Below are 416 nucleotides of genomic sequence, written 5' to 3'. Positions count from 1 at the left end.
GTGTATGGCCACAACCGCTGATTAGCATTGTGCGGTTAGCAATGCCGCTGATGTAAGCAGTCAGTTTGTAAGTCAGAAAGCCGCCGACATGTTCGGCGGTTTTTTTGGGTGCCCTGACACCATCACCCAACAATAACCGTCAGCGCATGATTCCCTTGTCGCAGCATACGTCGATACGCGCTAATCAGCTTTTCCATATCAAGCATGATCGAAGCAAAGAGTTGCCCCTCTAACTCTTCTGAAAAGGTTACTCCCGGATAAATCTCCATTTCATTGAGTCGCTTAATGGAAAACTGTTTACGCAGCTCACTTCGATCCAGTGATTCCAGTCGGTCGATTGTCGCGGCTAACTCCTGATTCCAGGTCAATCCCAGGAAGCCATCTATGCCATCTTCTAGGCTGTGTTCACCAAGCAC

General features: G+C 48.8%; 1 protein-coding gene. It reads right to left on the bottom strand.

Annotation, left to right across the window (positions count from 1 at the left end; translation table 11 throughout):
* Positions 1–122: 122 nt before the first annotated feature.
* Positions 123–416, bottom strand: a 294-nt coding sequence (locus tag GWG67_RS38860) for a DUF1877 family protein (RefSeq protein WP_275174916.1), incomplete at its 5' end; no start/stop codon positions are given.

The organism is Bradyrhizobium sp. CSS354 (genome assembly GCF_029051725.1).
Classification (GTDB): Bacteria; Pseudomonadota; Alphaproteobacteria; order Rhizobiales; family Xanthobacteraceae; genus Bradyrhizobium.
This window is presented reverse-complemented; position numbering and strand designations above follow the sequence as displayed.